The following is a 20317-nucleotide window of genomic DNA, read 5'->3' as shown; positions in this document are numbered from 1 at the left end:
CACGGGCGGCGCCCGGTTTATCTCTTCAGGTTGACAAGGACGTCCATCAGGTCGGAACCGGTCTGGAAGACTTTCGAATTGGCGGTGTAGCTGCGCTGCGCCGCGATCATGTCGGTCAGTTCCTCGGCGATATCGACGTTGGAATTCTCGAGCGCACCGGAGATGATGGAGCCGAGTTTGCCTTCGTTGGCAAAGCCGACGCGGACCGCGCCGGAATCGGTGCCCTGCGCGTAGACGTTGCCGGGAAGGGCCTTGAGCTGGTCCGGGCTCTGCACGTCGGCCAGCGGAATCTTGTAGAGCGGCTTGGTGGAGCCGTCCTTGTACTGCGCGTAGATGGTGCCTTCCTTGCTGATCTGAACCTTGTCGATGGTGCTCGGCGCGTTGCCGTTGACCTGGGCGTCGGAAACCGTGAAGCCGGTGCCGAGCTGGGTCAGCTTCGACAGATCGAGATTGAGGCTGCCGCCGTTCGGCACGGTGAATGAAACGCCGGTGGTCGCGCCGGTCATCTTGCCGGTGGTGGTGTCGAAGGTCAGGTTGGCCGAGCCCAGCGCGCCGCCAGTATAGGGGAAGGATGTTCCAGGCGTGGCCTTCGACTGGTCGAAGACCGACACTTCCCAGGTGCCGGGGCTGGTATTGGTGAAATAGACGTCGACCAGCACCTTGTTGCCGACATTGTCGTAGGCGACCATCGAGGACTTCGAGGTGTACTGTGCGCCTGCCGAGTTGGTGGAGGGCAGGTTACCGGCCGCGACCGGGGTCGCACCCGCCGGCAGATTGCCGCTGTAGCTGCCCAGGGTGCTTGGCGTCGCCGTCATCCCCTGGTCGGAAATGACGACAGGGACCAGCCCTTCGAAGCCGTTGACCGTCGCCGCCGGCACGCCGTTGGCGTAGCTGTAGGCCATCAACTGGAAGCCGGCCGCGTTGACCAGCCTGCCCTGCGCATCGGGAACGAAGGCGCCGGCGCGGGTCAGGAAAGGCGTGCCGCCGGGATCCTGGACGACAAAGAAACCATCGCCGCTGACGGCAAGGTCGGAGACCGAGGTCGTGTATTGAAGCACGCCCGGATCGCTGACCGCCTGCCGGATCGTCGTGGTGACGCCGCCGGAATTATAGGCGCCGCCCGTGGACGGCATGATCAGCGTCGAAAACTCGGCGGAGGAGCGCTTGTAGCCGGTGGTGTCGGAGTTGGCGATGTTGTCGGCCGTCGTCGACAGGCGGTTTGCCTGGGCGTTCATGCCGGAAACGCCGGTCCGCATCATTCCGTAGAGGCTCATCGAGATGTCTCCGCAATATCCATGCCACTGGCGGCGAGGCTACGCGTCCTGTCTTGCGCGAGGCTGGCGCGGTGCTGCTTCAAAACACGAGCCGGTAGCCGAGGAAGCGTTTGGAATCGATCGGGTCGGTGCCCAGCTTCTCACGCAGTTTCTTGCGCAGTTTGCTGATGTGGCTTTCGACCACGTTCTCCTCGACCTCCTCGTCGAAGATGCCGTAAATGGCATTGAAGACCTGGGTCTTGGTGACGCGGCGGCCACGGTTGCTCGCCAGATATTCCAGGATGCGGCGTTCGCGGCGCGGCAAGGGCAGCGGCTGGCCGTTGATCTCCGGATCGCGGCCGTCCATGAAGATGCGCATGGCGCCGATCTCGGTGTAGGCGACATCCTCATTCGCGCGACGGCGAATGGCGGTTATGCGGGCGAGAATCTCGCGGATGTGGACAGGCTTGCGGATAACGTCGTCGACGCCGCTCTCGAACAACCGCAGCGTGTTTTCCAGCGAATGCTGCTCGCTGAGCGCAATCACCGGGGCGCCGGTGCGGTCGCGGATCTGGCGTGGAGAAATGGCGCCGTCACGGCAGTCGCCGATCAGGAAGGCCCGCACCGAGCGTAGGTCGGAATCGGCGGCCGAGTTCACCCACTCGCCGAATTCATTGGGCGCGAAACCGGCGCAGGCAACGCCTTCGCGGTCAAAAAGTGAATTGTATCCCTCTGTTACGAGCTCTCGCTCGTCAACGATAACGATCATCGGCCCCGCCTCCGAATCAGCTCATCTGCCCCGTGAGGAAAGGCGTAACGGCTGGCGGGAATCCTGAACACCATCATTTCTTGTAGCTAGTTTCTTGGGAGTCTGGAATCGCACCGGTTGCATTAGCGTGCAGCCAGATATGTCTGGGGTGGCAAGTCTTGATCAAGTCAAAGCGCAGGCCCGAAGAAGTGAGTTCGGCCCATTAGAAGCAGAAAATGCGCTTATGGGTTGCAGAAGGCGCGGGCGTTGGCGGTCCATTTTCCAAAGCCGGTGGCAACCATGTTGGCGATCACCCGGCAGACATAGACCTTTTGCGCGGGGTCGTTGTCGGGACCGGCATGATAGCGGGCGACGGCCATCGACCAGGTCTCGTGGCGGGCATGGAGACTGGCCAGGAAGCGCGCCGCGTAGTCGACATTCTGGCGCGGATCGAGCATGTCCTCGACGCTGCGGAAATGCGAGGCATGGTAGTGGTGATTGATCTGCATGCAGCCGAGATCGATCAGCGTCTTGCCCTCGCGCTGCGCATTGGCGAAGGTGGCAAGCGCCTCCGCGCGGCTTCCCGGGAAGATCGCTTTTCCTTCTATATTCAACGCGTTAGGCTGAAGGCTGCCTTTCTTGCCGGTTTCGGTCAGACCGACGGCATAGAGGATGCCGGCGGGCACGCCATAACGGTCGGCGGCGCGCAGGATCTCGGGCTCGCAAGGGTTGGTGGCGGCGACGGCACCGTTCGCGAGACTAGATAAAAATATCGCCGCCAGCGCGCTCGCGAGAAGGCGAAGCGGCACGGCCGTAATCCTGCGCGTCATCATGACTACCCCTTGCGGATTGCTGACCTGGTTGCTGGCCGCCGGTCCCACTGCCGCCGCCGGAGTTTCCGGGCTGAAACGATGACTGGTCGCGGCCAGGTGTCGTGGTCAGGGAGGCGGTTGCATCCGTCCGGGTTGTCGCCGGGACAGCTACCGATGGTTGCATGATGGTGACCTTATCCACCTCGAATCCCAGGCCGCGCAGCGATTTCACGATCGCCTCGCTGTCGCTGGAAAGGCGGCGGTAGGCATCATGCGTTTCGGGCTTCAGTTCAATCGAAAGTTGTTCTCCCGAGAGGCGAAGATGGGCCGTCACCATGCCCAGCTCGGCCGGGTGAAGTTCGATCTTCAAGACATGTGTCGGAACGGCAACAGAGCCGGCCAGATGGCTGGTCGCCGACGCCATTGAAAGCGTTTGGCGCGGGCCGCCATCGGCCGCTATTGCATTGATTACGTTGAGGGCTGCCTGGCTCATCGGAGCCTGCGGCGGAGCAGGGAAGCTGCGCTCGGAAACCACGTCGATGCGCGCCGATGCCGGGAGCTGTTTTCCTGGATCTGACCGCAGCGATGACTGAACGTCGGCGATGGACCTCGGTTGCGGCGCCGCCTGTTTCGGCTCCGCGCCCGGCACCTCGGCCGGCGCCGCCTCGGGAAGCGGGCCAGCGGCGATCGCATTCTCACGCCCTGGCGCGCCAGCGGCGGTATCGCGGACGGACTGGCCGTCGAGCTTCGTCAGCGGCCCATCGACGAGCGATGCCCGCTCGGGCTTCGACATGGGTTCGAGATCGTCATGCCCGGCTGCGGATTTCGCCCGATAGGCCTTAGGCGCGACTTGCCCCCCGGGCGGCGGCTCCTGCCCGGTTTCGTCTGCATCGGCCGACGTGGCAGATGTCGAGAAGTGGCGCAGCTCATGAAACGCCATCAGCAGCGGCAGATGGTCGTCGAGCGGTGCGGCGCCAGTCGCCGGCGTTTCGGCGTCTGCGTCCTTGTCCGTCCCAACGTCCTTGCCGTCTTTCATCGATTTCGCGGCTGGGAAGCCGGCGGACGCGGCTCTCGTCTTGCCGACTGGCATCGGTTCGTCCTCGCCGGCTTGCGCCGCAAGGTCGGAGGCAAGCTTGCTCCAGCGCGGATCGCGCGAGATGGCCTCGGTCGCCGGCTGCTTTTCCGAGTGGGCCCGGCTTGCGCCGGCACGCACCATCTTGCCGAAACCAGCATCATCCGTATTTCCGGGCGTGGCCGACTGCTCCGCCGTCGTACGCGCGGCGGTAAATCCTGGCAGGGCCGGGCCGAGGTTGGGGGTCATTTCGGGGCGGCTCCAAGCATCTGGTCGATCAGGTCGAGCTGTCGACGGGTTCTCATCATGGCGGCGTCGGTCGGATCGGTTGTGCCGGGACCGGCAGAGGTGGCTGGCGCCGATGCAGGCAGGACCGTCGCTGAATCGGCTGCAGGCGCCGAAGCCGGCGCGGCGGCCTTTGTGCCGGATGGCGCAATGGCGGGCTGTTCGGAGACGGCACCTTCGACAGGCGGCAACCCGGCAGCGTCGTCGGCCTGTGCGGCGGCGGCCTCGGGTTCGGGCGGCGGGGCTACCCTGGTGGCTGGAAGGGAAGCCGGTGGCGCCACCACCTCACCGGCGATGGTCTGCGCGGCGTCGAGCAGGGCGCGATCACCGTCCGACAGTCTGCTGCGGTCGATCTTGCCAAGCTTGGCGCGAACATCCCCGATGGTGCCCGAGGTCACGGTGGACAGGCTGGAGTAGAGCAGGGCGCGCGGATCGCCCTGGTTGCTGTTGCCGTCGCGGCCCTGCACGGCCCGCGCCGAGGCGAAGGCCGACAATTCGCCAAGGCCGTCGATCGCGGCACGGCGGGCGATGCGCAGATAGATCACCTTCTCGCGCTCGGGATCCATCATCGAGGTGATGTCGGCCAGCTTGTCCTGGCCGATTGACATGTGCAGCGCGATGACGCCGGACACGAAAGAATCCGCGAACTGGCTGGCATAGGGCGAATAGAGATAGCGCTCGACATACTGGGTGGAGGCAAGCGCGAAACGCGCCGCATCGCCCTGCGCTGCGGCAATGCCGACCGAACGCCGCAAGGCGGCTTCCTCGACCAGCGTGCCGGGGCTGAGAAGTCTGGCCTCGTCGAGCAGTGTGAGCGCCACCGCCGGTTGATCTCCGGCAAGCAGCGACCCTTTGACCAGGGCAAGGAATGCGCCGAGATCGCCGGAGAGCATCATCGGATCGATCGGCGTCAGCGCTTCGATCGCCTCGCCGGGGCGGCCATTGAGATAGTCGATGACGCCCCTGGCGATGGCAAGGTTCGGCGGATCAGCGGCGGCGCGCGAGACGGCCGTCTCGACGGTCACCGGATTGCCGCCGCTCATGCCGTAGACCAGGAGCGCGCGAAAGTTCCTGGCGTCCTTGAAGTCCTCCGCATCCGCTTCGCGCAGGCGCGCATCGGTCATTTCGAGCAGCTTGGCCTGCATCGGCATCGCGGCGTGATCGCCGGCGGCGATGCGGTCCTGGATGAGTTGCAGCGAGCGCACGAGCTGGTAAGGCTGCAGCGTGTCCTGGGCGAAGCCGGCGGACGGATATCCGGCGGCCAGCAGCAACAGGCCCATCAAGCGGCTGATGACGGCCGCCCGCTTCATCCGCCGGTCGCCATCAGGATCTCGATGCGGCGATTGACCGCCGACATCGGATCGGCGCGATCCTTCGGCTGGCGGTCCGCGAAGCCGGCAACCTCGGTAATGCGGCGTTCGTCGACGCCGCCGCGCACGAGCATGTAGTAAGCGGAATGCGCCCGCGCCGTCGACAGCCGCCAATTGTCGTAACTGGCGCTGCGGAAGGGCCGCGCATCGGTGTGGCCATTGATACTGATCGTCCCCTTCTGGCTGTTGACGATGCGGCCGATCTTTTCCATCGCCAGCACCAGCTCGCGGCGCGGCAGCGCCGATCCGATTTCGAACATGCCGAAGTCGAGCTGATCGGTGATCGATATGACGACGCCTTTGTCGGTGGCTTCGACGGAGACGCCGTCATGCAGCTTGTCGCCAGGCTTGAAGGCATCGGCCAGCTGACGCTTGACCTCGGTGGCGGCTTTCAGCGCGGCGGCTGTCGGTGTCTTTTCCGCGGCCCCGGGCTTTGCAGCCTCTTGCCGTGCGACGGTCGCATCCATCGCCTTGCCGTCGGCCGCCATGGCGTCGCTGGCCATGGCGTCGCCGGCCTTGGCGTCGCTGGCCTTGGTGGCGCCGGCCTTGGCCATGGCGGCGTCCTCGCCATCCTGTGCCAGGGGCTCGAGCGGTGCGTCCTCGACCGGCGGTGCCGGCGGCACGGCCTTGACCTTGGCGACCTGTGTCTCGGCGGCCTTGTCGCCGGGCTTGAGCGGGTCGCCCTCGATCCTGGGGCGCTGGGCGCTTGCCTCGGCGACGGGCGCGGCGACCTGCTGCGACCAGAAATCCGGCTCGAAGGGATCACGGTAGGACGCGCCGCCGGAGGCGCCGGTCGCGGGACCCGCATTTTGCGCGCCGCCGTCGCCCTTCTGGCTGACATTCTGCATGACGCCGGTGTCGGTGGCGATCTCGGAGAGCACGGCGTAAGGGTCGGCGAAGAGGTGATCGTCGGACTGTTGCGGCTGCTGTGCCTGCTTGTCCTGCTTGCGGTTGGACGAGCCCACGGCGCCGATGCCATCCTGTCCGGTCTTGATGGTCGCGTCCTGCGGCTCGTCGGCCGTCAGCCCGACCGAGCGCGGCCCATTGCCGAGATCCTTAAGGCCCTTGCGGCTCGACTCACGGTCGACGAGCTTGACGGGATTGAAGTAGCTGGCCACGGCCGTCTTGGTCTGCTCGTTGGCGGCGTTGATCAGCCACATGACCAGGAAGAAGCACATCATCGCGGTCATGAAGTCGGCGAAGGCGATCTTCCAGACGCCGCCATGGTGGCCTTCGTCGTGGTCGTCATGACCCCGGCGCACGATGATGATCTCGTGCCTGCCATGATCGGCTTCGGCGACGCTCATGACAGCACCTCGGAGAGGGTTGCCGACCATTCGGCCATGCGTGTCTCGAACACGGCCTCGTCAACGGTGACCGTCAGGTCGAAGCCGGGCGCCTCGACGAAGTCGAGATTTGCAGCGCGGGCGCCAAGCGATGCCTTGAACGTTTCGAACAGCGACAGCGGCCCACGGACGACGATGCGCACCGCTTCGCCGTCGCCGACGGCTTCGCGAACCGCGCTGGCGAGCGCTTCAAGCGAGCGCCGCTGCAGATCGTCACTGACGACGCCGCCAATGATGCGGGCGACCGTTGCGGCGACAAGATCCGCCACGCGCGTCTCCATGGCGTCAATGCGCGACGTGACCGCCTTGCCGACATCGCCGCCGAAGCTTTCGAGAAAGATCCTTGCTTCCTCGGCATGCGCCTGGCGCTCGGTTTCCAGCGCTGCGTCATGGGCGGCCGAAAGCCGCTCCGCAAGCGTCGCCTCCGCCTGGGCGACCGCCTCGGCGATCAGCGTGCCGATATCGGCCTGCGGCTCGGCTGCTTCCGGCCTGTGCTCGGTCGCGGCCTGAGCCTTGCTGACGCGCGGCGCACGCGGACCGAAATCGGGGAGAAGATCGAAAAGGGCTGCGGAGGGCATGGTTTAGGCCGCGACTTCCTGGGCGGCCCATTTGCGCAGGATCTGCGCGGTGCGCTCCTCGTTGATGTCGACCATGCGGGCAAGCCGCTCCTGCGGTGCCGGTCTGATCTTCTGGCGAAGATCATCGAGCGGGGTGGCGCCGGGCCGCGCGCCCGGCAGGGCGCCGATGGCGACACCTGCGTCGGCGGAAGCGGCCGCCTCCGGAGTCGGCAGCGAACGCTGGACCTCGTCGAAATTGGGGCCAGCTATGGCAGGCGTCGCCCTTGCCGTCAGTGCCGCCGCCATCGGGCGCAGGCCGAAGAAGGCCACCAGGAATACGACAACGATGAAGGCGCCGGCGTTGATCAGCGTGCCGGCATGCTGGCCGATCGAATCGAGCATTCCAGCCTGCGGGATCGCCTCGCCGTCCAGCCCATCGATGAACTCGACCGCCGAGACGTCGACGACATCGCCGCGCTTGTCGTCGAAACCGGTGGCCGACGCCACCATTTTCTGGATATCGGCGACGCGCTTGGCGATCTGGTCCGGCGTCGCGTCCTTGCCCAGGATCGCCTTCAGCCGGTCCTGGTTGACAACGACGGCGATCGACATCTTGGTGACTGTGTAGCCGTTGGAGACGGTGGCGATCTTCTTGGAGTTGATCTCGTAGTTGGTGATCTCTTCCTTGCGGTCGTTCTGCGAGGAGGATTGCGGGCCTTCGGTCGCCGTCGCCTGGGTCTCGGGCAGGTTCTGCTCGACGCTGGCGGGGGTGGAGGCCTGCCTCTGGTTGTTGTTCTCATTGGCGCGCACCGACTGCACCGAACGCTCGACGCGGGAATTCGGATCGAAGATGGTCTCTTCCGTCTGGCGGGTGTCGGTGTTGATCTCGGCCTTGACGCTGGCGCGGAAGTTGTCGGGCCCGAGATAGGGGGTGAGTGCGCGGCGGATATTGTCGCCGATCTGTGCCTCGACAGTCTGCTCGACACCGAGCGTGCGGGCTGCACTGGTGTTGGAGGGATCATCCCCGGCGGCCAGCAGGTTGCCGTTGGAATCGAGCACCGTCACCTTGTCGGCCGACAGGCCAGGCACGGCGGCGGCGACGAGATGGCGGATCGACTGGGCGCTTTTCTCGGCATCGATGCCGGCATAGCGGATGACGACCGATGCGGAAGGCTGCTGCTCGTCGCGGCGGAAATTGGCGCGCTCGGACATGACGATGTGGACACGTGCCGCCTTGATGCCTGATATCGACTGGATGGTGCGGGCGATCTCGCCTTCCAGCGCACGCACGCGGGTGATCTGCTGCATGAAAGAGGTGAGGCCAAGCGAGCCGACATTGTCGAACAGTTCGTAGCCGGCATTGGCGCTGGTCGGCAGGCCCTTTTCGGCGAGCAGCATGCGCGCCTGCGCCGTGGTGCCGGCCGGCACCAGCACCGAGGTCCCGTCGGCGCCGACATCGAAGCCGATGCCGGCCTCGCCCAGCACCAGGCCGATCTGGTTCACGTCGGAGCGATCGAGCCCGACATAGAGCGTGTCGTAGGCGGGGCGGTTGAGGTAGACCGAGGCGATGCCGATGACGCCCATCACCAGAACAGCGATGCCCGCCAGCATAGCGAGGCGCCTCACACCAAAACCGCGGAGATTCGAGATGATGCTCTGGATCTGTTCCGGCACGATTTAGCGACTCCCAGCATGACTGTCCGCCGGAACACTAGCCTCCGAAGCTTGTGCGAAAATGAAATCGGGCCGCGCTTGCGGCGCGGCCCCTTGAATTGGAAATGGAAGTATCCGCCAGCTACGGCGGAACTAGCCGTTCTTGAAGAGCGACAGGATCGATTGCGAGGAACTGTTGGCGATCGACAGCGACTGGATGCCGAGCTGCTGCTGCACCTGCAGGGCCTGGAGGCGGGTCGATTCCTTGTTCATGTCGGCATCGACGAGCTGACCGACGCCGCGGTCGATGGAGTCCATCAGGCTCTGCGTGAAGGTCTTCTGCAGGTCGATCGAGCTCTTGGCCGAACCGAGGATCGTGGCGGAGTCGGTCAACTGGCTCATCACCTTGTCGATCTTGCCGATCATCTGGGTGATGATGTCGTCGGTAACGCCGGCCGCCGTAATGTCGAGATTATAGGCGGAGACGTTGTCGATCTTGGCGGGGGTGCCTGTCACCGCGGCCTGGCCGGCGGTGTTTGCGGCGATGTCCGTGGCTCCGCCCGCGATCGCGGTGGCGTAGGCTGTATCGTACTGGCTCTGGGCGGCCGCGGTGGAATAGACCGAGGTCTGGCGGTCGAGCGTGCCGTAGTTCTTGACGTCGGTGGCGAGACCGGAATCGAACAGCTTGGTGCTCTCGACATCGATGTCGATCGTTCCGAGCGAAATGGCGCCGGATGAGGAGCGATTGAAGGACGAGACGATCTTGGCGTCGGGCTGCACGCCATCATTGGGCGCGGCGACTTGCTTCGACGTCACTGAAAGGAAATTCGAACCCGAAAAGGTGGCGGCATCGGCAAAGGACTTCATCTGCGCCTGGAGCGCCGTGATTTCAGTCTGCGTCTTTACCTTGGCGGCGTCGGCCTGGCCGACGGTGGAAAGCAGCTTGGTCTTGATCTGGCCGATCGTCGTCAGGACATTGTTCATGCCGGTGTAGGCGGTGTCGACCTTCGAGGCGCCGAGGCCGAGCGCATCCTGGACAGTCGAGAGCGCCTGGTTGTCCGAGCGCATCGTCGTGGCGATCGACCAGTAGGCGGCGTTGTCGGAGGCCTCCGAGACCTTGTAACCGGTGGAGATTCGGGCCTGTGTCTGCTCGAGCGATTTGTTGGTGGCGTTGAGGCTTTGAAGTGCGGTCAACGCCGCGGCGTTTGTCATGATGCTCGCCAAGAAACTCGCTCCTTTTCCCACCCGGTCTCAAAAAACCGGCATTGCCCTCGCGAGCGTTCGCTCGCCCATGGATTGCCGTCGCGGCCACGGGCCGATTCGCCAATCCTTTGTAAGCTATTGGTTAACCATGACTAGCGCGTTATGGTTAACGGCCTGTTAAAGGCTCGCTTTTGAGGGTTAAGGACCGAGGGTTGCGCGGGGCTGGAGCAAACGCAAAACGGGCCGCGCTTTTGGCGCGGCCCGTTGTTTACTACGCTCTAAGGTTGAGCGAAGTGGATTAGCGGAACAGCGACAGGATCGACTGCGAGGAGCCGTTGGCGATCGACAGCGCCTGGACGCCGAGCTGCTGCTGAACCTGCAGGGCCTGGAGGCGGGTCGATTCCTTGTTCATGTCGGCATCGACGAGCTGACCAACGCCGCGGTCGATGGAGTCCATCAGGCTTGACGTGAAGGTCTTCTGCAGGTCGATGGAGCTCTTGGCGGCGCCGAGCTTGGTGGCGGCGGTCGTCATGTCCTTGAGCGCGGCGTCGACGACGGTCATCATCTGCGAGATCTGGCTATCGCTGGCGGCCGTGCCACCCGAAAAGATGGCCAGGCTGGCGACCGAATAGGTGTCGGTAGCCGCTGCGGCAGCGCCGAGCGTCGGGGCCGAAGCTGCTGCCGCAGCGCCGGTGGCGCCGAGGCGATCCGTGTCCAGAATGCCCTTGGCCGTCGGGGCCGCGCCGGCGTCATAGAGCTTGATGCTTTCCACGTTGACGTCGATCGTCGAGATCGAAACAGCACCGCTGGCGTCGCGGTTGAAGGCCGAAACGATCTTCACGTCGGCCGCCGTGCCCGAAGCGGTGGACAGCGAAAGCATGTTGGTGCCGGAGAAGGTGGCGCCATCGGCGTAGGCCTTCAACTGATCCTGAAGCGCCTTGATTTCGACCTGGGTCTTTTCCTTGGAGGCGTCGGTCTGGCCGTAGGACGCGGTCAGCTTCTGCTGGATCGAGTTGATGGTGGTGATCGCACTGTTCATGCCGGTGTAGGCGGTGTCAACCTTCGAGGCGCCGAGGCCGAGCGAGTCCGAAACGGTGGACATCGCCTGGTTGTCGGAGCGCATCGTGGTCGCGATCGACCAGTAGGCGGCGTTGTCGGAAGCCTGGGAGACGCGATAGCCCGTCGAGATGCGGGCCTGGGTGTCCTGAAGCGATTTGCTGGTGGCGTTGAGGCTCTGCAGCGCCGTCAATGCGGCGGTGTTCGTCATGATGCTGGACATGGCTACTCGTACCTTGATTTTACAGGTGTTTTTTTGACATACCGGCTTGTCCGGTATGACGGAGCGGCATCATGCCAATGATCGTCGAAAGAGATCACCCGCCATCTGCGAGCGACTATGGCGGCGAGTTCCTACCAAAGACCTAAATCCGACGGTTAATCGAAAATAATCTGGGAATTCGATGATGGTTCCCGCACCGCCCACCCTTGTCGGCAGACGGTGCCTTTTGCCGGGGCCGTGCGACGGAAACAGTCAGGTGAAGGAGCGCACCAGGCTGCCGACAAGCAGGTTCCAGCCGTCGATCAGGACGAAGAACAGGATCTTGAATGGCAGCGACACCACGGTGGGCGGCAGCATCATCATGCCCATCGCCATCGTGATGGTGGCGACGATCAGGTCGATGACCAGGAAAGGCAGCACGATCAGGAAGCCGATTTCGAAGCCGCGCCGGATCTCGGAGATCATGAAGGCCGGCACCAGGATGCGCAGGTCGACCGTGTCGCGCGAGACCGTCTGGCCGCGCTCGCGGGCGAGGTCGGCGAAAAGGTCGAAGTCCTTGTCGCGCACATTGTGCAGCATGAAAGTGCGGAACGGATCCGAGATCTTCTCGAAGGCCTCGGTCTGGCTGATCTGGTTGTCCATCAGCGGCTTGACGCCGGTGTTCCAGGCCTGATCGAAGGTCGGCGCCATGACATAGAAGGTCATGAACAGCGACAGCGAAATGAGGATGAGGTTAGCCGGCGTCGACTGCAGGCCGATGCCGGCGCGCAGGATCGAGAAAGCGATGACGAAGCGGGTGAAGCTCGTCACCATGATCAGCAGGCCCGGCGCCACCGACAGCACCGTCAGCAGGCCGAACATCTGGATGATGTAGCCGACGGTGGTGCCATCGGCCTTGCCAATGCCGCCGAGGTCCAGTTGCTGGGCCGCCGCGACGGATGTGGCAGCGCCGATCAGCGCCGCTGCAAGAAGGAATTTCCTCATTCGACCAGCAATGTCCTGATGAGTACCTGTTTGGCATGGCCCTGACTGCGGATCGAGGCGCGTTCCTCGAGATCGGCTTTCAGGTGCTGGTAACCGCTGGCGCCTTCGATCTGGTGCATCTTCAAGGTGCGCACGAAGGCCAGAAGGTCCTGCTGGATGTCCTCCGCCATCGCCGGCGGCTGCGGCGCGTCATAGACCACGAATGCCTCCATCCTGAACCAGGTGTCGGCAGGCGAGGCGATGTTGGTGGTGATCGGCGCCAGTGCCACGAGCGTCGGCCCCGTGCCCGGCTGTTGCGCGGCGGCGGGCTGGGCAGCCTTGCCCTCGTTCTCCGGCGCGACCGGAACCGACGCCGGTCCTCCGACGCCCTTGAGATAGCCGCCGGACAGCCAGCCCATGCCGATGGCGGCGGCCGTCACCACCAGCAGCATGGCGCCCTGGACGGCAAGGGAAGGTCCCTTGCGAGCCTGAAGCTGTTCGACATTGGCCACGCTGTTCTCCAACCCTAGAACGGAAGAACCTGGTCGAGAACCTGCTGGCCGTAGGCCGGCTGCTGGATCTCGGTGATGCGGCCGCGTCCGCCGTATGAAATGCGCGCCTCGGCGATGCGCTCGTAGGGAATCGTATTCTCGGCACCGATATCGGCCGGCCGCACGATGCCGGCGATGGTCAGCACCCTGAGTTCGGCGTTGACGCGTACCTCCTGCGAACCGGTGATCATCAGATTGCCGTTGGGCAGGACGTCGGTGACGATGGCCGCGACATTGAGCTCCAGCGTTTCCGATCGTTTGATCTCGCCGTCAGCCGTTGTATCCGTGGCCGAGTTGAGCGCGCCGGAACCCTTGCCGGCTGTGCTGAGCTTGTCCCATTGCGCGCTGATGTCGAAACCGAGCTTGCGGTTGGCGGTGCGGCTTCTGTCGTTCTGGTTCTTGAAGTTGGCGCGGTCGTTGATGCTGATCTTGACAGTCAGGATGTCGCCCTGCGACAGCGCCCGGGGATCGGTGAACAGCCGGCTCTGGCGATCGTTCCAAAGCGAGAATTTCTTGACCGGTGCGCGTGGCGACTCCGGGTATTTGTAGAGGGAGCCGGTGTTGCCGCCATCGATGCCGGAGCCGACCGGCGACAGCGCCGGTTCCTTGCCGACCTCCCTGAGGTTGGTTCCGCAGCCGGACAGCGCTGCGACCGCGCACAGGATGAGCATTCTGCGGATCATGACGGATCTACCCTTCGGGCTGCGCTGGCCATGATGCCGGTGAGCGTCGCCGCCGCCTTCTGGTCCATTTCGTTGAGAATGACACTGGCCTTGCGTGAATCGAGCTTCATCAGGATGGCCGCGGCCAGGTCTGCGTTGACGATCGCCAGGCGTTCGGCCGCGGCATCGGGCTTCATGCCGGCATAGATCTTGACGACGCCGTCCTCTGCCCGGGCCAGGAAGACCTCGCGCCGCTTGAGCCACGTCTCGTATTCGGCCTTCTTCTCGTCCAGCGCCTTCATGCGCTGGTCGATGCCGGCCTGGAGCTGCTTCAGTTCTTCCGCCTGCAAGGCATAGCGGCGGTCGCGGGCGGCGTCGGCGATGTTGGAGCAGAAGCGCTCGATCTCGCTTTGGTCAGGCGCCTTTTCCCGCGTCAATTGCCGCGGCGCCATCGCGGGCTGCGCTCCGGGCAGAACCTGGCGAACGGTGTCCTCGGCGTCCGCGCCGCCGGAAAAGGACATGGCCGCGACAGCTGCTGCCGCGAACAGAATGGTGCGGGAGCGGCGCCTTTCATGAGATGAGAGGGGAGGGATCATCGGCATCGCCTATTGGAGAACCAGATCGGCTTGCAGGGCGCCGGCCGACTTGATGCCTTGCAGGATGGCAATGATGCCGTCCGGCTTGACGCCGAGACGGTTGAGGCCGGAAACGAGGGTTTGCAGGTCAGGCCCGTCGAGCACGGCGACGCGGCCGTTGGGCCGGCTGGCGTCGATGGCGGTGAACGGCTCAACGGCGGTTTCACCCTTGGAGAAGGGTTCAGGCTGCACGACACGCGGCGCCTCGGTGATGCGCACCGTCAGTGTGCCGTGGCTGATGGCGACCCGCGAGATCTTGACGTCGTTGCCGATGACGATGGTGCCGGTGCGCTCGTCGATGACGACGCGGGCCGGCGTGTCGGACTCGACCACCAGATTCTCGATCTCGGCATAGAAGCGGGCCGCCGATATGCTCTTCGGCCTCCTGATCTGGACGGTGCGGGAGTCGCGCTCGGCCGCCACGCGCATGCCAAAGCGCTGGCTGGTGTAATCGTTGATCGCGTCGGCGATACGGATGGCGGTCGAAAAATCGGGATTGCGCAATTGCAGCGTCAGCGTCGGCTGATCGTCGAATTCGGCCTTCACCGACCGCTCGACAATCGCGCCGTTCGGGACCCGGCCGGCGGTTGGCACGCCCTGCGTCACTTGCTGGGCCTGACCCTGGGCGGTGAAACCGGAAACGATAACCGCGCCCTGGCCGACGGCATAGATCTCGCCGTCCGCCGCCTTCAGCGGCGTCATGATCAGCGTGCCGCCTGAAAGCGAGGTGGCGTCGCCCATCGAGGAGACGTCGATGTCGATGCGGGCGCCCGATTGCACATAGGGGGGCATATTGGCGGTGACGATGACGGCGGCGACGTTCTTGGCGCGCGCGCTGCCGCCCTCGGTGGCGATGCCGAGATTTTCGAGCATGGCGCGGATCGACTGCTCGGTGAACGGCGAATTGCGCAGGCTGTCGCCAGACCCGGCGAGCCCGATGACGAGGCCGTAGCCGACGAGCTGGTTGTCGCGCGAACTCTGCAACTGGGCGATGTCCTTGATGCGCGAGGCGACCTGGCCCGGCGGCAGCGAGCTTGGCCCGGACGACACGCGGAACATGCGGGTGGTGGTGGCCGGATCATATTCCGGATCGTCGTAAACGCCGCCATTCCTGGCGGCGAGTTCGCGCTTGGCCTTGGGCGTCAGGCCGTCGGCCAGCGCCGGCTGCAGGCCGAGCGTAGCCGCAAGCAGAAGGGTAAATGCGCGCATCATGAAGCGCTGACCTGGATGGTTCCGTCGGCCATCACAGTGCCGGAAAGGATCTTGCCGCTGTCGGTGTTGCGAACCTTGATGAGGTCGCCGGCCGAACCTGGCTGCAAGGTCACGGCGGTCGCCGATATCGTCAGTCCGCCGGCGATGAAGAAGACCTGCACGGCGGCGCCCTGTTCGACCAGCCAGGCCTCGCGGATGGCGGTCGAAGGAATGTAGCGGCCGGGCAGCAGCGTGCGCTTGGCGATCTTGCCCTGCAACTCCTCGGCGCGGGTTGCCACCGCATCGGGCTTGTGCTTGCCCGGGATGAGGGTCACCTGCTTCAGCGCGGTGATCTCGATGGTCTCGCCGGGATAGATGACCCGGTTGGGGATCAGCACGACCTCGCCGGCAGGCTGACTTCTGGCGATCCGCGTTGCCGCTTGGCCTGTCGACTGGCCTGTCGACTCCTGGGCGAAAGCCGGCAAACCACCGACCACCAACGCAAAGGCAAGCGCGGCGCGGCGGAGTGCGGAGCAGGAGATCGGCATGGCCATCGTCCGTTACCTGATGTTCTTGGAGACAACCGAGGCCATGTCGTCGGCGGCCTGGATGACCTTGGAGTTCATTTCATAGGCGCGCTGCGCCGAGATCAGTTCGGTGATTTCCTTGACCGGGTCGACGTTGGAAGCCTCGAGATAACCTTGCTGGACGGTGGCGAAGCCGGGGTCGCCGGGCACGCCGACATTGGCCGGGCCTGACGCCGTCGTTTCCTGGAACAGATTGTCGCCGAGCGGCGCCAGCCCCGCCTCGTTGGCGAAGTTGACGATCTGGAGCTGGCCGAGCGTCTGCAGGTTGGTCTGGCCGTCGATACGGGCGAAGACCTGGCCGGTCTTGTTGACGATGACTTCGACGGCGTTGACCGGCACGGTGATGGCCGGGATGACACTGGCGCCGTCCGCGGTCACCAGCTGACCGGTGGCGTTGGTGTTGAAGGCACCGGCGCGGGTATAGAGCGTGCCGCCATCTGCGCCCTCGATCTGAAACCAGCCGCGGCCGGTGAGCGCCATGTCGAAACTGTTGCCGGTGCTGGTCAGTTCGCCCTGTGTGTGGACGTTGCGCACCGCGGTCGTCTTGACGCCGAGGCCGATCGAAACGCCCTCCGGCACCAGCGAGGCGTTGGAGCGGTTGGGCACGCCTTGCGTGCGGTCGACCTGGTAGAGCAGGTCCGAGAATTCGGCTCGCGCCCGCTTGTAGCCGGTGGTGTTGATGTTGGCGATGTTGTTGGCGATGACTTCCAGATTTGTCTGCTGGGCATTCATGCCGGTGGCGGCAATGGCGAGTGCTTTCATGGCCTAACTCCTCAGATACCCATGCGACTGACTTCGAGATAGGCCGAAACGACCTTGTCGCGGATGGCGACGGCGGTCTGGAGCGCCTGCTGCGCGCTCATCACGGCATCGACGACCTGGCGGGTGTCGGCATCGCCCTTGAGCGCCTGCAGCGACACCTGTTCGGCATTCTGCAGCGTGTTGACGGTCTTCGACGCCGCCTGGCTCAGCGCCTCGGTGAAGGAGGTGCCAAGATTGCCCGGTGTCGCGGGCGCGACACCGCCTTGAAGCAGGTCGGTTGCCGTGTCGCCCAGCCCAGGCTTCAGGTTAAGCGCGCCGATGCCGTTCACGATCATTGGTTCCTCATCAGGTCGATGGTCATTGAGATGAGGTCGCGCGCCTGCTTCACGACTTGCAGGTTGGCCTCGTAGGAACGGTTGGCCTCGGTCATGTCGGCCATTTCGATCAGCACGTTGACATTGGGCAACTTGACGTAGCCCTTCGCGTCGGCGGCCTCGTTGCCGGGTTGGAATTCGACGGGAAAGTCACTCGGATCGCGGTCGATCGAGTTCACCGCGACCGTCGAGCTGCCGGAGGCCCGGTCGAGCTCCGAGACGAAGCTGATGGTCTTGCGGCGATAGGGGTCGGCGCCGGGCGTCGTGCCGGTCGACTGGGCATTGGCGAGGTTCTCGGAAACCACGCGCAGGCGCTCGGACTGGGCGCCGAGGCCGGATGCTGCGACTTTCAGGGCTGAGGTCAACGCGTCCATGTCAGCTCTTCACCGCCATCATCATCATCGAGTGGAAAGCCTTGACGATGGCCGTGTTGAGTTCGAAGGAGCGGCGCACTTCGCCGGCCTTGAGAAGCTGGTCTTCAAGCACGACGCTGTTCTTGGACGGCATGACCACGCCGTCGTCTTCCTGCGGCTTGATGGTGAAGCCGGCATTGGTCGCGGCGTTGCCGAGATGGCCGGCCTCGGTGGCCTGCAGCGACACCGCCGTGCGGTCGAGCACCTTTTCGAACGGCTCGACATCGTTTGCCATGTAGCCTGGCGTGTTGGCATTGGCGATGTTGCCGGCGATCGCCGACTGACGCACGGAAAGCCACTGCGCTTGCTTGGCGGCGAGATCGAAAAGGGAAACGGGCTCCATGGGAATCTCCGGGCATGTGCCCAAAGACTAGGCCGTCAGTCTTGCGCGGACCTTGCGGACGGCCGCCAGAAACGTGTGAAGCGGTTTTCGCACGACATCATGCCCCGTTTCTTGATCGGAGCCGGATGGGCAGAATCACGGCGGATTATCTGGAAAGCTCGATCATCTGGTTGGTGCTGGTGAGCATGACCCACTTGCCGTTGCGCTGCTCGATCGAGGACACCTTGCTGGAATCGGGCAGCGTCGAACCGCGCTGGACGATCCACAGGCCGGTGTCGTCCTCGATCATGGCGCGGCCGTTGGCTACATGGACCATGCGGAATTTCGCCACGTCGGCTGGAAAGGGCTGCTCACCGGGCGCCCGGGCCGGCGTGGCGTCGTCCTGCACCGTTCCGGTGGCAAGCAGGTCGATATCGGCGTTGGGAACGTCCTTGGCCGTCAGTGGTGCACTGCGTTGGGCGACCACGCCGCCGCCCTCACGCCCTGAATTGGTGCCGGTGCCGCCAAACTTGATCGCCTGGACGCCGAACTGTTCCTGGTTGAAGAAGATGTACCAGGGAAACAGCGCGCAGATCAGGCCAAGCGTGATGCCGAGCGCGGCGATGACGAAGTCGCTGCGCCGGTCCGCCTTCCTGCCCAGCTTGGGAAACTGCGGCTTGGGAGGCTGCGGCCATTCGGTGACCGGGAACAGGCCGTCGATGAGCGAGTCCCGGCTGGCCTGCGTCAGGTCGGCGGTCTCGGCCCGGGAGGTCCTGGGCGAGGGCGGCTTGGCAGCCCTGTCTTCTTCAGCCCTGGCTTGCTCGGCGGCGTTCGCCTCGGCGATCATCTCGCGCAGGAGGCGCTCGGCGTACTGACCTTCAGTCTCCTGGTTCGGCATTCTGCTTTCCCTTGAGATGGCGGGCGAGATCGGAGAACGGATCGGCCGACGGGCGGTCCCTGGGCGATTGCGCCAACGCCTCGTAGATCAGGGGTACCTGGCGCACGGCCATGTCGAGCTCGGCGTCAACGCCGCCCTGGTAGGCGCCGAGCAGGCGGATGTCGCGCGTGTCCTCGAAGCGGGAGATCATCGACTTCAGCCGTGCCACCAAAGCGCGCTGTTCGGCGCTCCAGGCCTTGCCCGCCAGTCGCGAAATGGACGACAGCGGGTTGACCGGCGGATAGCGGCCTTGCTCTGCGATCGCACGGTCGAGCACGACATGGCCATCGAGAATGCCGCGTACGGAATCGGCGACCGGATCGTTGTGATCGTCGCCGTCGACCAGCACGGAAATGATGGCGGTGATCGAGCCTTTACCTTCCGCCCCCGGTCCAGCGCGCTCGAGCAGCTTGGGCAGTTCGGTGAAAACCGAGGCGGGATAGCCGCGCGCGACCGGCGGCTCACCGGTTCCCGTCGCCACCTCGCGCAGCGCATGGGCGAAGCGGGTGATCGAATCCAGCACCAGAAGCACTCGGTGGCCCTGGTCGCGAAAGTGTTCCGCGACGCGCATGGCGGTGTCGGGCGCACGCCGGCGCATCATGGCACTCTCGTCGCTGGTGGCGACGACGGCCACGGTCTTGGCCATGCTGTCGCCGATCGTGTCCTCGAGGAATTCGCGCACCTCGCGGCCGCGTTCGCCGATCAGCGCCACGACGACGGTGTCGAACGCGTCGGCGCCGGCGAGCATGGCGAGCAGCGTCGACTTGCCGACGCCGGAACCCGCGAAGACGCCCATGCGCTGGCCGAAACACAGCGGCGTGAAGATGTCGATGACCTTGACGCCGGTCATGAAGGCGGTGCCGACGCGCTGCCGCGCCATGGCACCGGGCGTCGTGGCGCTGCCCGCAGTGTCGTCGCCCCTGATCAGCGGCGGACCGCCATCGATCGCCCGGGTGAGCGCATCGATGGCGCGGCCGCGCCATGAGCCGTGCGGCTGCACCGCGAGCGGCCCCCTGCGGAACACGGCATCGCCGATACCGGCATCGGCACTGCGTTCGAAGGGAGCAACGACAACCTCGTCGCGGCTGATCTTGACGATCTCGCCGCGGCGCGCGCCGGTCTGGCCGCGCTGTTCGACGATGTCGCCCAGCCTGGCGAAATCGGAAAGGCCGCGCACTTTGTAATGCGTGGGCGTGACTTCGGTGACGAGACCGCCACGCTTGACCAGTCCATCGGCGTTGCCGAAGCGCCGCCATATTCTCTCCAACGCGGCAAGCCGATCCTGCGGCGCCGGCTGGAACTGTCTTTCGGGTGCGCGGATCGATGGCTGGCCTGACGACAT

22 protein-coding genes are annotated in these 20317 nt (G+C 64.9%); all 22 read right to left on the bottom strand.

Annotated elements, in window-relative coordinates:
* Positions 1 to 17: 17 nt before the first annotated feature.
* The 22 genes from FJW03_RS18650 to fliI all read right to left on the bottom strand — a co-directional run bounded on the left by FJW03_RS18650 (position 18) and on the right by fliI (position 20317).
* Positions 18 to 1274: a flagellar hook protein FlgE gene (locus FJW03_RS18650; RefSeq protein ID WP_140690358.1), complete on the bottom strand. Its 1257-nt coding sequence runs from the start codon at positions 1272 to 1274 to the stop codon at positions 18 to 20.
* Between the two features lie 79 nt (positions 1275 to 1353).
* The gene (locus FJW03_RS18645) at positions 1354 to 2022 is read right to left on the bottom strand and encodes a response regulator transcription factor (RefSeq protein ID WP_140607217.1); all 669 of its coding nucleotides are present in this window, start codon (positions 2020 to 2022) and stop codon (positions 1354 to 1356) included.
* Positions 2023 to 2243: 221 nt separating this feature from the next.
* The gene (locus FJW03_RS18640; protein ID WP_181173105.1) at positions 2244 to 2831 is read right to left on the bottom strand and encodes a transglycosylase SLT domain-containing protein; all 588 of its coding nucleotides are present in this window, start codon (positions 2829 to 2831) and stop codon (positions 2244 to 2246) included.
* A complete protein-coding gene (locus FJW03_RS18635) occupies positions 2761 to 3849 on the bottom strand; it encodes a flagellar hook-length control protein FliK (RefSeq protein WP_226890404.1) in 1089 nt (362 codons plus the stop codon). Before FJW03_RS18635 ends, FJW03_RS18640 begins: the two co-directional genes overlap by 71 nt.
* 281 nt (positions 3850 to 4130) lie before the next feature.
* The gene (locus tag FJW03_RS18630) at positions 4131 to 5480 is read right to left on the bottom strand and encodes a chemotaxis protein MotC (protein WP_140607215.1); all 1350 of its coding nucleotides are present in this window, start codon (positions 5478 to 5480) and stop codon (positions 4131 to 4133) included.
* Positions 5477 to 6847, bottom strand: a complete 1371-nt coding sequence (locus tag FJW03_RS18625) for a MotB family protein (protein ID WP_140759517.1) — start codon at positions 6845 to 6847, stop codon at positions 5477 to 5479. Before FJW03_RS18625 ends, FJW03_RS18630 begins: the two co-directional genes overlap by 4 nt.
* Complete coding sequence (locus tag FJW03_RS18620) at positions 6844 to 7464, bottom strand: hypothetical protein (protein ID WP_140759520.1); 621 nt, start codon at positions 7462 to 7464, stop codon at positions 6844 to 6846. Before FJW03_RS18620 ends, FJW03_RS18625 begins: the two co-directional genes overlap by 4 nt.
* 3 nt (positions 7465 to 7467) lie before the next feature.
* On the bottom strand, positions 7468 to 9117 hold the full coding sequence (fliF, locus tag FJW03_RS18615) for a flagellar basal-body MS-ring/collar protein FliF (protein ID WP_140607212.1): 1650 nt from the start codon (positions 9115 to 9117) through the stop codon (positions 7468 to 7470).
* 132 nt (positions 9118 to 9249) lie between these two features.
* Positions 9250 to 10320: a flagellin gene (locus FJW03_RS18610; protein ID WP_140607211.1), complete on the bottom strand. Its 1071-nt coding sequence runs from the start codon at positions 10318 to 10320 to the stop codon at positions 9250 to 9252.
* Between the two features lie 277 nt (positions 10321 to 10597).
* Positions 10598 to 11578, bottom strand: coding sequence for a flagellin (locus tag FJW03_RS18605; protein WP_140607210.1), 981 nt, complete (start codon positions 11576 to 11578; stop codon positions 10598 to 10600).
* A gap of 252 nt (positions 11579 to 11830) precedes the next feature.
* Positions 11831 to 12562: a flagellar type III secretion system pore protein FliP gene (gene fliP / locus FJW03_RS18600; protein ID WP_140690344.1), complete on the bottom strand. Its 732-nt coding sequence runs from the start codon at positions 12560 to 12562 to the stop codon at positions 11831 to 11833.
* Positions 12559 to 13053: a flagellar basal body-associated FliL family protein gene (locus FJW03_RS18595; RefSeq protein ID WP_140607208.1), complete on the bottom strand. Its 495-nt coding sequence runs from the start codon at positions 13051 to 13053 to the stop codon at positions 12559 to 12561. Before FJW03_RS18595 ends, fliP begins: the two co-directional genes overlap by 4 nt.
* 14 nt (positions 13054 to 13067) lie before the next feature.
* Positions 13068 to 13775, bottom strand: coding sequence for a flagellar basal body L-ring protein FlgH (gene flgH / locus FJW03_RS18590; protein WP_140690339.1), 708 nt, complete (start codon positions 13773 to 13775; stop codon positions 13068 to 13070).
* Complete coding sequence (locus tag FJW03_RS18585; protein WP_140759523.1) at positions 13772 to 14356, bottom strand: MotE family protein; 585 nt, start codon at positions 14354 to 14356, stop codon at positions 13772 to 13774. Before FJW03_RS18585 ends, flgH begins: the two co-directional genes overlap by 4 nt.
* A 3-nt stretch (positions 14357 to 14359) precedes the next feature.
* Entirely contained in the window at positions 14360 to 15601 is a 1242-nt protein-coding gene (locus tag FJW03_RS18580) for a flagellar basal body P-ring protein FlgI (RefSeq protein WP_140690333.1), read from the bottom strand.
* Positions 15598 to 16134: a flagellar basal body P-ring formation chaperone FlgA gene (flgA, locus tag FJW03_RS18575; protein ID WP_140690330.1), complete on the bottom strand. Its 537-nt coding sequence runs from the start codon at positions 16132 to 16134 to the stop codon at positions 15598 to 15600. Before flgA ends, FJW03_RS18580 begins: the two co-directional genes overlap by 4 nt.
* A 6-nt stretch (positions 16135 to 16140) precedes the next feature.
* Positions 16141 to 16929, bottom strand: coding sequence for a flagellar basal-body rod protein FlgG (gene flgG, locus FJW03_RS18570; protein WP_140607203.1), 789 nt, complete (start codon positions 16927 to 16929; stop codon positions 16141 to 16143).
* 11 nt (positions 16930 to 16940) lie between these two features.
* A complete protein-coding gene (locus tag FJW03_RS18565) occupies positions 16941 to 17264 on the bottom strand; it encodes a flagellar hook-basal body complex protein FliE (protein WP_181168881.1) in 324 nt (107 codons plus the stop codon).
* The gene (gene flgC / locus FJW03_RS18560; RefSeq protein WP_140607202.1) at positions 17261 to 17677 is read right to left on the bottom strand and encodes a flagellar basal body rod protein FlgC; all 417 of its coding nucleotides are present in this window, start codon (positions 17675 to 17677) and stop codon (positions 17261 to 17263) included. The genes FJW03_RS18565 and flgC overlap by 4 nt, the downstream gene beginning before the upstream one ends.
* Position 17678: 1 nt before the next feature.
* Complete coding sequence (flgB, locus tag FJW03_RS18555; RefSeq protein WP_140690327.1) at positions 17679 to 18059, bottom strand: flagellar basal body rod protein FlgB; 381 nt, start codon at positions 18057 to 18059, stop codon at positions 17679 to 17681.
* A gap of 145 nt (positions 18060 to 18204) precedes the next feature.
* On the bottom strand, positions 18205 to 18936 hold the full coding sequence (locus FJW03_RS18550) for a hypothetical protein (protein WP_140690324.1): 732 nt from the start codon (positions 18934 to 18936) through the stop codon (positions 18205 to 18207).
* Entirely contained in the window at positions 18917 to 20317 is a 1401-nt protein-coding gene (gene fliI, locus FJW03_RS18545) for a flagellar protein export ATPase FliI (RefSeq protein ID WP_140759526.1), read from the bottom strand. Before fliI ends, FJW03_RS18550 begins: the two co-directional genes overlap by 20 nt.

It is taken from the genome of Mesorhizobium sp. B4-1-4 (assembly GCF_006439395.2).
In the GTDB taxonomy this organism is placed as follows: Bacteria; Pseudomonadota; Alphaproteobacteria; order Rhizobiales; family Rhizobiaceae; genus Mesorhizobium.
The sequence above is the reverse complement of the archived record's forward strand: the minus strand, read 5'-3'. Positions and strand labels throughout refer to the sequence as shown.

Bases quoted from the DNA above. Each gene is read 5' to 3' on its own strand.
- FJW03_RS18650 (WP_140690358.1), bottom strand. From the start codon at position 1,274: ATGAGCCTCTACGGAATGATGCGGACCGGCGTTTCCGGCATGAACGCC.
- FJW03_RS18645 (WP_140607217.1), bottom strand. From the start codon at position 2,022: ATGATCGTTATCGTTGACGAGCGAGAGCTCGTAACAGAGGGATACAAT.
- FJW03_RS18640 (WP_181173105.1), bottom strand. From the start codon at position 2,831: ATGACGCGCAGGATTACGGCCGTGCCGCTTCGCCTTCTCGCGAGCGCG.
- FJW03_RS18635 (WP_226890404.1), bottom strand. From the start codon at position 3,849: ATGAAAGACGGCAAGGACGTTGGGACGGACAAGGACGCAGACGCCGAA.
- FJW03_RS18630 (WP_140607215.1), bottom strand. From the start codon at position 5,480: ATGAAGCGGGCGGCCGTCATCAGCCGCTTGATGGGCCTGTTGCTGCTG.
- FJW03_RS18625 (WP_140759517.1), bottom strand. From the start codon at position 6,847: ATGAGCGTCGCCGAAGCCGATCATGGCAGGCACGAGATCATCATCGTG.
- FJW03_RS18620 (WP_140759520.1), bottom strand. From the start codon at position 7,464: ATGCCCTCCGCAGCCCTTTTCGATCTTCTCCCCGATTTCGGTCCGCGT.
- FJW03_RS18605 (WP_140607210.1), bottom strand. From the start codon at position 11,578: ATGTCCAGCATCATGACGAACACCGCCGCATTGACGGCGCTGCAGAGC.
- fliP (WP_140690344.1), bottom strand. From the start codon at position 12,562: ATGAGGAAATTCCTTCTTGCAGCGGCGCTGATCGGCGCTGCCACATCC.
- flgH (WP_140690339.1), bottom strand. From the start codon at position 13,775: ATGATCCGCAGAATGCTCATCCTGTGCGCGGTCGCAGCGCTGTCCGGC.
- FJW03_RS18585 (WP_140759523.1), bottom strand. From the start codon at position 14,356: ATGCCGATGATCCCTCCCCTCTCATCTCATGAAAGGCGCCGCTCCCGC.
- FJW03_RS18580 (WP_140690333.1), bottom strand. From the start codon at position 15,601: ATGATGCGCGCATTTACCCTTCTGCTTGCGGCTACGCTCGGCCTGCAG.
- flgA (WP_140690330.1), bottom strand. From the start codon at position 16,134: ATGGCCATGCCGATCTCCTGCTCCGCACTCCGCCGCGCCGCGCTTGCC.
- flgG (WP_140607203.1), bottom strand. From the start codon at position 16,929: ATGAAAGCACTCGCCATTGCCGCCACCGGCATGAATGCCCAGCAGACA.
- FJW03_RS18565 (WP_181168881.1), bottom strand. From the start codon at position 17,264: ATGATCGTGAACGGCATCGGCGCGCTTAACCTGAAGCCTGGGCTGGGC.
- flgC (WP_140607202.1), bottom strand. From the start codon at position 17,677: ATGGACGCGTTGACCTCAGCCCTGAAAGTCGCAGCATCCGGCCTCGGC.
- flgB (WP_140690327.1), bottom strand. From the start codon at position 18,059: ATGGAGCCCGTTTCCCTTTTCGATCTCGCCGCCAAGCAAGCGCAGTGG.
- FJW03_RS18550 (WP_140690324.1), bottom strand. From the start codon at position 18,936: ATGCCGAACCAGGAGACTGAAGGTCAGTACGCCGAGCGCCTCCTGCGC.
- fliI (WP_140759526.1), bottom strand. From the start codon at position 20,317: ATGTCGTCAGGCCAGCCATCGATCCGCGCACCCGAAAGACAGTTCCAG.